Origin of the sequence: Rhizobium sp. BK112 (assembly GCF_014193215.1) — a bacterium.
Classification (GTDB): Bacteria; Pseudomonadota; Alphaproteobacteria; order Rhizobiales; family Rhizobiaceae; genus Rhizobium; species Rhizobium anhuiense.
The window spans coordinates 23864-35539 of sequence record NZ_JACHYZ010000025.1 but is presented as its reverse complement, the minus strand read 5'-3'; the positions used below and the strand labels follow the sequence as shown (position 1 = coordinate 35539).

The window sequence follows — 11676 nt, the reverse complement described above, 5'->3', positions numbered from 1 at the left end:
TCCATGCCGGCACCGGCGGGGATCGCCGGAGCGGCTTCCTTCTTGGGCTTTTCAGCGATCATAGCCTCCGTCGTCACCAGCAGGCCGGCAACCGAAGCAGCATCCTGGAGCGCGGTGCGCACGACCTTGGCCGGATCGATGACGCCTTGCGAATAAAGGTCGCCATATTCGCCGGTCTGGGCGTTCCAACCGTAGGAGAAGTCGGTTTTCTCGCGCAGCTTGCCGACGATGATCGAACCTTCGGCGCCGGCGTTCTCGGCGATCTGACGGACCGGAGCCTCGATCGCCCGGCGAACGATCTCGATGCCGACCTTCTGGTCCTGGTTGGCGGCATCAAGATTGTCGAGGGCCTTGACGGCACGCAACAGCGCAACGCCACCGCCCGGCAGGATGCCTTCCTCGACGGCCGCACGGGTTGCATGCAGTGCATCGTCGACGCGGTCCTTCTTCTCCTTCACTTCGACTTCGGTCGATCCGCCGACGCGGATGACGGCAACGCCGCCGGCGAGCTTTGCCAGGCGCTCCTGCAGCTTCTCGCGGTCGTAATCGGAGGTCGTCTCCTCGATCTGGGCCTTGATCTGCGCGACGCGGCCATCGATTTCCGCTTTGGAGCCGACGCCATCGATAATGGTGGTGTTCTCCTTCTCGATCGCCACCTTCTTGGCCCGGCCGAGCATGTTGAGGGTGACATTCTCGAGCTTGATGCCGAGGTCTTCGGAGATGACAGTGCCGCCCGTCAGGATGGCGATGTCTTCCAGCATGGCCTTGCGGCGGTCGCCGAAGCCCGGAGCCTTGACGGCTGCAATCTTCAGGCCGCCACGCAGCTTGTTGACCACGAGGGTCGCAAGTGCTTCGCCTTCGACGTCTTCAGCGATGATGACCAGCGGCTTGCCGGACTGGACGACGGCTTCGAGAACCGGAAGCATGGATTGCAGGTTCGAGAGCTTCTTCTCGTGAATGAGGATATAGGGATCCTCGAACTCCACGCGCATCTTGTCGGCGTTGGTCACGAAGTAAGGCGACAGGTAGCCACGATCGAACTGCATGCCTTCGACGACTTCGAGTTCGGTTTCGGCGGTCTTGGCTTCCTCGACGGTGATGACCCCTTCATTGCCGACCTTCTCCATCGCTTCGGCGAGATAGCGGCCGATCTCGGAATCGCCATTCGCGGAGATGGTGCCGACCTGGGCGATCTCGGAATTGCTGGTGATCTTGCGAGCGTTGGTCTTCAGTTCCTTGACGACGGCGTCGACGGCGATGTCGATACCGCGCTTCAGGTCCATTGGATTCATGCCGGACGCAACGGCTTTCGCACCTTCCTTGACGATTGCCTGAGCAAGCACGGTTGCGGTCGTGGTTCCGTCGCCGGCTAGATCGTTGGTCTTCGATGCCACTTCACGCAGCATCTGGGCACCCATGTTCTCGAACTTGTCTTCCAGTTCGATTTCCTTGGCGACCGAAACGCCGTCCTTGGTGATGCGCGGCGCGCCGAACGACTTGTCGATCACGACGTTGCGACCCTTGGGGCCGAGCGTCACCTTCACCGCGTTGGCGAGTACGTCGACCCCACGCAGCATGCGTTCACGGGCATCGGTGTGAAACTTGACTTCTTTCGCAGCCATTTCGTTAACTCCTCAATAGGCAGCTATCTGACTGATGGGTTGGATTGGCGGGTTATCGTCTCAGGCAGCTTTCTTCTGCTGGACCTGGGCTTCGATGATGCCCATGACATCGCTTTCCTTCATGATCAGCAGGTCCTCGCCATTGATCTTGATCTCGGTGCCGGACCATTTGCCGAAGAGGATGCGATCGCCGGCCTTGACGTCGAGCGCCTGGATCTGGCCGGCCTCGTTGCGCGCGCCAGGCCCGACGGCGATGACCTCGCCTTCCTGCGGCTTTTCCTTGGCGGTGTCGGGAATGATGATTCCACCCTTGGTCTTTTCTTCGGATTCGACCCGGCGGACGAGAATGCGATCATGAAGCGGTCGGAACGACATGTTTTCCTCCGTTGAGCAAAAATGATGACGTTAATCCCCTGGCCGGACCGGATGACCAGTCCGGGCGGGTGCAAAATCTCGATCGAGCCTTTTGCGCGAAATGATCTGGTTTTGCGATTTTTCGATTTCAAGAGGGCGAAACGAAAAAATTAGCACTCCTCGGAGAGGGCTGCTAACACACTGGAAAGGAACAACAACCTGGCCTTGAGCGTTCAAAAATTCGTTGATGGCGGAAAAAATTTGCGCCACCTTCAGACTGTTACGAAACGGAGACGAAGCATGCGATTTTCATCGGATCTGGAGCGTCAGCTCAACGGTTATGGCCTTACTACCGCGCACATCCTCTACCGCATTCCCGATTTCGAATCCGTCCTGCAGACTTATGTCTGGCAGGATTACGATCTGGCTCCTGATTTCCCTGAAATGCTGAAGTTCCTCGACTTCTGGCAGACCAACCTTGACGGGCCGCTGCATTCCGTCCGCTATACGCATCAGCGCCTGATCGGACCGAACGAATGGCGCCGCGTTGAAGGCGAGTTCAATTTGCACTGAGACTTGAGTCCGGATTTTTCGTTGCCTGGCTCTTTTTTCGACCGAGGCTTGATGAGCTCGGCCCACGGCGCACGTCATCGCGGTCTCCGTGTGACGATGTCAAAGGCGAGTCGGGATCGCGCAAGCCAATTGCTCCCAAGCTGCAAAATGGAATTGAGTGGCAAAGCCTCGACGAGCGATGGAGGATTTCAAGCGCCACTGCATCGGAGCACCAGAGATGGCCCGAAGACCAGATCGCTGAATAGTGCCGTTGAAGGGCAAGCGTTGTTTTCCTGCGCAGCCCACGTTTGATTGCCGGCTCTGAATTCCGCGGTTCGGCCGTCGGTGGCAATCTGCGTGCGCCTCTTGTGAGGGCGTACGGGATATAGCTGCAAGTTATGAGCTCGATCGACTGGTTCGATTAATTTTCTCAGGCGCTGGTCTTGCATCCGAAATTCTCAAAAACCAAATCGATAGCTGCCAGCCGCTGAGGATAGGGCTGGCCTTGCTGGAAGCGCCATCTTTCGGCGCTCCGTACCCATGTTGCTTCAAGGAGGATATGGCTATGGCAACATCCTACGACTATGCACCGCTGTTCCGATCCAGCGTCGGTTTCGATCGGGTCTTCAATCTTCTCGAAAATGCTCAGCGCGCCCGCTCGATTAACGACTGGCCGCCCTATGACATTGTCAAGACTGGCGATGACAGCTATCGGATCTCGATAGCGGTGGCAGGTTTCGCCCAGGACGATCTCGACATAACATTCCAGTCCAACCTTCTGACCGTGACCGGCAAAGAGCAAGAGGCGGCTACCGAAGCCTACCTTCATCGCGGCATAGCCGGCCGGCCGTTCGAACACCGGTTCGAGCTCGCCGACCATGTCAGGGTGAACGGAGCGGATCTAAAGAACGGTCTGCTTTCCGTGGATCTCGTTCGTGAGGTTCCGGAGGAAATGAAGCCGCGAAAAATCGCCATCGAGACTGCGGCGACTCTTGAGCCGTCGGCTCCTCCCGCGCAGATCGAAGCGCAGAAGGCCGCTTAAGCAGAACCCATCAAGAGGGCGTCGCTGCGGCGGCGCCCGTCAACATCGCGGGTTAGGAAGGAGAGCGCAATGAAACCCGATATGTTCAAAGAGCCTGTTTCTATTCTTGTCGGACTCGGCTTTCCGGCGGAGGTTCGCAGCGCGATGGATGCGTACCGGCATCTCGTCGAGTGGCCGGCGGCGCTCAGAGATCACGCGCACTCCGTTGCGCTTAAGGCGTGTGGTGCCGCGCTACGCGGCGAAATCGAAGCGGAGACCGCCCGCGGCCTGTTTGCCGCCTTTGCTGAAAAGCACGATCTGTTGGCGCCGGAAACTAACGCCATCGTCGCGTCTCGCCTGCGCCGGGACAGGGATCCGCACGTACGCTGAGGTAATTCGATGATGGACAACATCTTGGAGCAGGCTGCAAGCAATGCCATGACGATCGGGCCAACGCTACTGGCAGAAATCCGTCTTCATGCTTGGAATGCCGCGAGTTCCGCCACACGCCGCGACCGGTGACTGATATCTAAGCGCCGCATCCATTCAGGCGCCACGCATATGGCCGACTTAAGCGGGTACTCTAGTTGTCTTTCCACGCGGCTTTGGCTTCCGTGGATGGTGGTGGCGCGTTCACCAGCTCCGAGACGAAGTTCGTGAGAGGCACGATGTTTTCGTGCTGGCTCGCCTCTTCCAGGGCGTTCATGTACTCGTCACGGCGCGCGACAGGTATGACGGTCCACGGCGCTCCGCTCTCGGCAAGAAGCGCATTCATAATAAAGCGCGCCGTGCGTCCGTTCCCGTCCGGAAACGGGTGGATATAGGTGAATAGGAATGGGGCGAGGATTGCCTTCACGCGCGCATCAGATTCCTCCGATATGCTCTCGAACAGTGCGTCCATGGCGTCGGCGATTGCATGCGGCGGTAAGGGGACATGCGAGGATCCCCGCAGATAGACATTGTGCGATCGGTAACCCGCGAGTTGGTGCGCCTTGATGATACCCGCGGTTACCGAAGGGCTGAACATGGCTCGGAACCAATCCTGGTGCCGTGCCTCGAGCAGTTCGCCGGTAGGTGCTCCATCAAGGATCTTCCTGATGTCATCGCGCACCTCCTCAAAAGCCAGTCTGTATCCCTTGGCAGCTAGCGCGTTCTTGGTCTCGTAGTCCTGCGCGTCCTCGTCCGGTTTCCATTGACCGTCCTGTACCCTCCGGATCAGCTCTTCCGACACCTCGTAACCCTCGATCGAAAGCGAGTTCAGGGCGTCTGCCACATAACGCTCATCAATGTCCGCGATATATCCGTCCCGGTCGTTGATCCGCACTTGCTCGAATCCGATGTGATTGAGGGCGTCTTTCCCCATTTTCGCCCAGAGGTTCTTGATCCGGGTAGCGGACGGCGCCTGAGTTCGTCGCGCATCCAGCGTGACCAGATCGACTGTCGGGTCGAAAGGGTTGTCCTCGTGCGGGTTGTAGCCCGCCGATTCCAGGGTCTTGATGATCGTGTCCGCGTCCCTTGTCCTGCCGAGATGGCGCAGGGCTCCCGCGATGCGACCGCCAACGTGGCTCCGGCCGCCGTCCAGGAGGTATTGAAGCAGCGTGCTTGTTCCGCGGATTGAGCCAATGACTGCGATGACATCGGTCGCTGACGTTCTCCACGACTCCGGCGACAGATTGCAGATCGCCTCTTCCATCGGCATCAATCTCAATCGTTCTCTCGTCTCGGCGGGCTCGTTTTCCTTTGAGCGCAGCAGATAGAGCGACGTATTGCTCGGTAGCTTCACAAGCTGATTGTTCGCTTTCGAGCTTCTGACGATGACCTGCCCCGGGATGGAGTGGTTTTCGGACCATAGAGCCACGGAGGCCTCTGCGGAGAGTCGCCATTCACCCGCGAAACGGTCGTCCAGGTATCTGGCAACGAACTCCCAGTAGACGGTGCTCCAGGCCGCATCGATCCTGTTGTTGGCCGACGGTCGCGAGTTCACCGCCAGCCAGCCCTTCATGATTTCTTCGAGGAACCCATTGTCCTGTAGTCGTTCCCGGTGGACACGGCTGAGCTCTTCGGATTTCACCACCGATCGGGTGCCGTTCTGCGTCACTCCCCTCAGTTCAGCCAGGGATGCCGCGAGCAGTTCATTGGGTTTCGCCACGTTGGCCTCCGGCGACGGTGTGTGAGTAGCGGACCACTACTTCCGTGCTTTGTTGTTGCACTAATTTGACGCCTTTGACAAACACTAATATCCTGCATTTGAGTCACACTAGTTTCGCGTCTTTGAGTCGCACTAGTTTTATGAGTTTGACTCACACTAATTTTCTGCCTTGGACTCAAACTAAAATTCCACCTCGCCGAGAACCGTTTCGCAAGGCGAGACGAACTCAATGCTATTGCTGACCACCAATGCGCGACAGATCGATCCGTATCCCCGCGCGCCCAGCATCCTGCTCCGCCTCTGGCTGTTCCTCTCTTGATTCCGCGTCAGCGTCCTCCTCCTCGGCGGGGATCTTCTCTCTACTTTGCTGCGAAACACCAACCGGTGTTCCCGGATCCTCCGCCTGAAACACGCTCACGCCCTCGAACTCACCGGTCTTCCATGCGTAAATCGCATCCTCGAAAATCTGCGGGAAGACGTCTTTGCTCGTGGGGTTGCCATACCATCTCGCAACGATCCTGAGGACCTTGGCGAACATCGCCGTGCCTTTGCGAAGGTTCTGGCAGGGGTCGACTAGATCGGGCTTCAAATCGGTCGCTTCCTTGACTCCAACGCCTGCGGGAAACTGCGTCAGGCCGACGCGGACGACGGCCTGACCAGCGTATTGGCGCACGATCGCCATCGCCTCCTCAGTCGAAGCCGCTTTCGGAACGAGTATCAATCGGCCGCCCGATTTAACGGTAACAGCGAGGGGATCATCCGAGCCCGCTGCCATCACGAACTGCTCTATTATCGCGGGCTTGAGGGAGGGGTCTGCGCATTCTTTTATCAGGGCGGCGTCGAGCATGATGTCTCCTGGGCAGTCAGGTGTTGAAGGCAATAACAAGCGGTTTTGCGAAGAGCTTTGCCCATGCGGTGGCAGCGGCGCGCTGAATGGCGACGATCGACGTCCCTTCGGTCCACCATCCGTTTCCGACGGCAACGACGAGATCGGGATGGTGGAGCATGGACTGGAGGATCGGCCAAACGATCAGTTGTTCGTAGCAGATCAGCGGGGCCGCCCGGCTGGCACCAACGGAAACGACCGGGTTTGCGAAGAAATCTGCCCTGGCGCCACCACTTTCTCCGAACCAGGATCGCCACGGCTGCCACATCGAGCCGGGGACCGGCATGCGTTCGCGATAGAGGATGCTGCTTTCGCCCTTCCTATCGATCGCGACGAGGACATTGTCGTAGCCGGCGGCATCGAGCACCGTGGCACCGGCGATGACCGTCCCATCGGTATCGCCGGACGCGCTCATCCAAAGCCGCGCCACGGTCGGTGTCCAGAAACCGAGCGCAGTTTCCGGCAGCACCACAAAGCGTGCGCCATCGCTGGCCGCATTCCGCACCGTTGCGATCAGGTCACGCTGGCGGTGAAGACCGGCGTCCCGACCGAGCGAAGCGCCCAATTCGAGGTCGACACCGAGCCAGCCATTGGGTAGACCCGGCTCGGTCCACGATGCGGCGGACCACAGCCAAAGGCCTGCGAAGGTGATGGCGACAGCTGGCCAAATGCGGGTTACGAGGCCCGCAAGGCCAGCTGTCATGAAGCCAAGGCCCCACCATCCCAATCCCGGGAACAGAGCACCCGCAGCAGTAGCTGGATGAGCCCAGCCCGTGATACCGAATGGCGGGATCGACATGATGATGGCCGCCAGAAGATAGCGAAACGGACGATCTCCGCTGTTCTTCGTCCAGAGGACCGTATGCACGGCAACGAAGCTCAAAGACGCACACAGCCAGAGCAGAAGGCCCGGCCAGATGTCCGACGAATAGAACGCCGCTACGCCTTGCGGCAAACCACGTGATGCGGCCAGGAAATATCCGGCGGAGACAAGTGCCGCCACTAATCTCGTTCGCGAGATCGACCACAGAAGCGGAAACCCCAGCGCGACGGGTAGAAGCAACACGTGGCCGCTCCAGCCCACCACGCCGATTGCGATCGAAACGAATATCAGCAGCGCCGGCCGAAGGTAATCACGGCACATAGGTGAACACCTCCTGCGCCAGCCCGAGAATGCCGGAGATCGGTACCGGGCCAAAATATCGGGAGTCATAGGAGCCGGGGAATGCGGAATGCAGGAAGACATATCCTGGCGGTACGATGCCGCTCGGAAAGGGCGTCAACGGCCGGCCTTTTCCATCTCGTAGTGCGAGACTGGAAGAGGAAACTCCCCACCCATCCACGCTCACGCTGACGCCGATTTCGATATGCTGTCCTGCAACGGCGATCACTGTCTTGATCAACGGTGCGACCCCGCCAGGGCAGGAACCAGAACGGAGATAGCCTCGTGCCCTCGCTGCCCGCATCGCCGCCGTTTCCGGCGGGCAGATGAACACGAGGTCGTCGACTGCTGCCGGTCGATGAAGCGGGATAATGCGCCACAGGCCGAGTGGCTCGCTCGGTGTCAGATTGATGCGGTAGCCGCCGGCGACGGCAGTCACCACCAGCAGGATGGCGGCCACCGCCGCCATCGACAGAACCACAATGGCTCGTCGTTGCTGCGTGATCATCGACCGGCGGGTTGCAGCCCCGGTCATTTCAGCGAGAGCCCTTGGCTCTTGGTTTGCCGCAGAGTCTCGGCCTGCTTGAGCGCTTCCGTCGTTCGTTCATAAGCGGCAAGTTGCTGGACCGTACGCATGGAATTCCAGGCGGACTGGACCTCCGCCTTCTGGCCGGCCGTCATGCCCGATGTGACGGTCTCGAAAGTCTTGCCATCAGTGTCTTTCGCAGCCAAAGGCAGGAAGGTCCGTTCCCCGAAACGTTCGGAAACCGCCTTGGCGAAACCTTCGAGTTCGACCTTCACCATTTTGTCGGCCAGCGCGTATTCGAGGCCAGCCGGAAGATCGTTTCGATCGATCGCATCGCGCACGCGTTCGAGCGTTTGCTTGGCGGCTGGAGAGAGCGCCGGGATGTCGACCGAAACCTTGAGCCGGACCGCGCGCTCCTCCGTCTCATGTTTCAATTCGGCCTCGGCCCGCTCACGAAGGTAACGTTCAAGATTTCGGGCGAGCGCCGGCACGTTGGCGATGGCTTTTTCCCGGTCCTGCCTGTCGGCACGGCTGGCGAGAACACCGGTCTTGCCCTTCAGCGCACCGAAGCTTTCGGGGGCGCCGGCGACCTTCGCGAGGGTGGACTGCGCGACCGACTGGTCCTTCAACATGGTATCGACATTGATCGCCTTGAAGGCAGCTTCCGGCTTTGCGTAGACGAGATGGAAGCGGGTCGAGACGTCCTCCCATTGCGTCTTGAGGCCGGGATCGGCGGCGAGCTTATCCTCGACAGCCTGGTCGAGTGATTTCGGGAAGGTGGTGATGCCTGATACCATGGGCTTGGCCTCCTTGATTGTGTCCGGGATGGAGTGTTTGTTGCTGCCGCGGACCAGTCCGAGTGCCGCACCGATGGCGGCTAGACGGGCGCCGAGGTCGGCGAGTTTCTGTTTTTGCCGAACGGCCCATTGGAGGCGATCGTGTGCGATCGTGCGGGCGACGTTGACAAGATGAAGGCCCCGCGCTTCCGCGAAGCGCAGCGCCTGGCGATAGAACGACGCCTTCTCGTAATCGAGGGTCGTCTCCTTGGCGTTCCGGCGCGACAGGATCGGGATGAGGCCGCCGGACTTCGCGAAGGAGCGACTGCCGTAGTAGACGGCTAGATCCTCACGATGGCGCGTCAAAGCCACATAGGTCAGATGCCGGTCCAAAGATAGGGAAGCAAGCACCTTCACCCGGTCGACAGTCGCGCCCTGGCTCTTGTGGATCGTTGTCGCATAGCCGTGGTCCAGATTGTTGTAGAAGCACTGCTCGACCGTGACCTGCCGGCGGTGCTCGCCTTCACCAACCTCGGCAACAATCCGGCCAGGGGCGGCTTCAAGCACCTTTGCGAGCATGCCGTTCTTGACGCCAAGGCTGCCCTCGTTCTTGAGGAACACGATCTGGTCGCCGGTCGCGAACATGCGCGTTCCGTACTCTGTCTTGAATGCAAATCCGTCTGCGACGACGCCGCGTTCGACCAGCTTGGCGCGCGCCATATCGTTGAGCATTCGGACGTCGCGGCGGAGGTGTGCGAGGATCAGGCTGGTCTTCGAAGGGTCGTAGTCGCGGTCCCACGCTGTGATCAGGCTCTCGACCGCGTCGTCCTTCAGTCTCAAACCAATCATTCGACCATGAGCGGTGTAGGCATCGACAGCCCTGCGGATATTACCACGAGCGAGATCGAGCGAGGCATCGCGCATCCATTGCTGGCGCTGACGATAGATTGTCTCAAGTTCTGCATAGCCGATGCGATCGGCAATGGCGCGGAAGGCGGCACCCGCTTCGATCGGTTGAAGCTGTTCCGGATCGCCGACAAGTACGAGTTTGGCGCCGGCCTTGGTGACTGCTTCGACCAACAGCGCCATCTGCCGTGACGACACCATGCCGGCCTCGTCCAGCACGAACACCGTCTTGTGGTCGAGCTGGTTGCGACCCTGGTTCCAGCGAAGCTCCCACGACGACAGTGTGCGGGAGCCGATGCCCGCTTCCTTCTCCAATCCCTCGGCCGCTTTGCCCGCCAGGGCGCCGCCGACGACACGATAGCCTGCCGCTTCCCATGCCTCGCGCGCAGCCTTCATCATCGTGGTCTTGCCGGCGCCCGCGCGGCCGATGACGGCGGCGATCCGCGTGGCCCCAGCGATATGCTCGATTGCCGTTCGTTGCTCATCCGACAGACGGGAATGGCGCGCAAAGGTCGCCTGCAGCACCGCCTCACGGACGCCATGGGAGGCGCGACCGGAGAGCCAGATCGCGCGATTGGCCATCTCGGCTTCGAGCCGGATCATCTCGCGCGTGGTGTGCTTCGCGGGGGTCCGAATACCTGTCGCAAAGTTGATCCGCTCGCGTTCGAGCCGGAGCGCTTCCGGACTTTGCAGAATGCGGACCATCAGACTTTGGAACAGAGCGACATCGTCGATATAGCGATACAACACCTTCGCAACATCGCGTTCGTCGAACACGCTCTTCTCCCGCGTGATCAGGTCGAGCACGATCTCCGGACGGCGCTGGATGCGGCGGGCGTTCTCGCTGCGGCGCTCCTCCTGAAGCTCGATGCGTTCGAGTTTGGGAGTCGAGGTCTCCGACTTGTGGTCGGATTGCTCGGCCTTGCGCTCGATGGCTTTGGCGCCAACGCCGAGGTGAATGGTTGGCTCGAGGTCGATACCCTGCTTTTCGAAGGAACGGCCATCGATGCGGATATCGAGGCCGGCAAGCGCGAGATGTTTGTTCTGGCAGGCAAACCAGCCGTCGCGAAACGCATTGAAATCCTCAGTGCTACCGGCCCACAGCTGATAAACGATTTTGCCGGCATCACTTCGGATTGGCTTACCATCCGGGCCGAGCACCGCGACCTTCTTCGAACCGAAACCGTCTTCGGTCAGCGGGCGCAATGTGGTCATGAGGTGGACGTGAGGATTGCCGGGTGCGTCGTGATAGACCCAGTCCGCGACCATGCCCTGCGCGGTGATGTGCCGCTCCACAAAGTCGCGCATGAGCGCGATGTTCTGCTCGGCCGTCAGCTCGAGCGGCAGGGCAATGGTGACGTCCTTGGCGAGCTGCGCGTCGGATCGCTTCTCGAAGCCCTCCACTTTGTTCCAGAAGGCCTCGGATGCGCCGGCGACCGAGCGATCGGCAATCATGCTGCGCACCCATTCCGGCGCATCGGCAGGGATCACGAACTCCTCATGCAGGAGCCCCTGCTTTCGCGTGTAGTCGATCGTCCGGGCTTCCCGCTCAAACTCCATCTTAGCGCAGTGCCGGTAGGCCGCCGACAGGACGGCGCTGCGGCCGGAGCCACGGGCGACGACGCTGACGGAGAAGTGAGGGACGGCCACGGCGGAGTTCTCTCCCGGTTGCAAACGAAACCAAAGGGTTCGTGGGGAGCGGCGGCCACCAGGCTCTCTCAG

Annotated in this window: 10 protein-coding genes; 3 read left to right on the top strand and 7 right to left on the bottom strand. The window is 60.2% G+C overall.

Going from position 1 to position 11676, the window contains the following annotated elements; all coding sequences use genetic code 11:
- Both groL and groES read right to left on the bottom strand, forming a co-directional pair.
- Positions 1-1622 (bottom strand): chaperonin GroEL (gene groL / locus FHT75_RS34630; RefSeq protein ID WP_183845749.1); only part of this gene is annotated, 1622 nt, incomplete at its 3' end.
- 60 nt (positions 1623-1682) lie between these two features.
- Positions 1683-1997 (bottom strand): co-chaperone GroES, encoded by a 315-nt coding sequence (groES, locus tag FHT75_RS34625; RefSeq protein WP_097614855.1) that lies wholly within the window; start codon positions 1995-1997, stop codon positions 1683-1685.
- A 279-nt stretch (positions 1998-2276) separates the two neighbouring features.
- On the opposite strand from groES, the gene FHT75_RS34620 reads away from it, so the two are divergent.
- The 3 genes from FHT75_RS34620 to FHT75_RS34610 all read left to right on the top strand — a co-directional run bounded on the left by FHT75_RS34620 (position 2277) and on the right by FHT75_RS34610 (position 3939).
- Positions 2277-2549, top strand: coding sequence for an usg protein (locus tag FHT75_RS34620; protein ID WP_097614854.1), 273 nt, complete (start codon positions 2277-2279; stop codon positions 2547-2549).
- 544 nt (positions 2550-3093) lie between these two features.
- Positions 3094-3570 (top strand): Hsp20 family protein, encoded by a 477-nt coding sequence (locus FHT75_RS34615; protein ID WP_097614853.1) that lies wholly within the window; start codon positions 3094-3096, stop codon positions 3568-3570.
- Positions 3571-3639: 69 nt separating this feature from the next.
- The gene (locus FHT75_RS34610; protein WP_097614852.1) at positions 3640-3939 is read left to right on the top strand and encodes a DUF982 domain-containing protein; all 300 of its coding nucleotides are present in this window, start codon (positions 3640-3642) and stop codon (positions 3937-3939) included.
- A gap of 193 nt (positions 3940-4132) precedes the next feature.
- On the opposite strand, the gene FHT75_RS34605 is transcribed toward FHT75_RS34610, so the two are convergent.
- The 5 genes from FHT75_RS34605 to traA all read right to left on the bottom strand — a co-directional run bounded on the left by FHT75_RS34605 (position 4133) and on the right by traA (position 11604).
- The gene (locus tag FHT75_RS34605; RefSeq protein WP_097614851.1) at positions 4133-5698 is read right to left on the bottom strand and encodes a Fic family protein; all 1566 of its coding nucleotides are present in this window, start codon (positions 5696-5698) and stop codon (positions 4133-4135) included.
- 232 nt (positions 5699-5930) lie between these two features.
- Positions 5931-6545: a TraH family protein gene (locus FHT75_RS34600; protein WP_097614850.1), complete on the bottom strand. Its 615-nt coding sequence runs from the start codon at positions 6543-6545 to the stop codon at positions 5931-5933.
- A gap of 16 nt (positions 6546-6561) precedes the next feature.
- On the bottom strand, positions 6562-7728 hold the full coding sequence (locus tag FHT75_RS34595; protein ID WP_097614849.1) for a conjugal transfer protein TraB: 1167 nt from the start codon (positions 7726-7728) through the stop codon (positions 6562-6564).
- Positions 7718-8281 carry a conjugative transfer signal peptidase TraF gene (traF, locus tag FHT75_RS34590; protein WP_097614848.1) on the bottom strand — a complete coding sequence of 188 codons (564 nt, stop codon included), beginning with the start codon at positions 8279-8281 and terminating at the stop codon, positions 7718-7720. The genes FHT75_RS34595 and traF overlap by 11 nt, the downstream gene beginning before the upstream one ends.
- Positions 8278-11604, bottom strand: a complete 3327-nt coding sequence (gene traA, locus FHT75_RS34585) for a Ti-type conjugative transfer relaxase TraA (RefSeq protein WP_097623633.1) — start codon at positions 11602-11604, stop codon at positions 8278-8280. Before traA ends, traF begins: the two co-directional genes overlap by 4 nt.
- Positions 11605-11676: the final 72 nt, after the last annotated feature.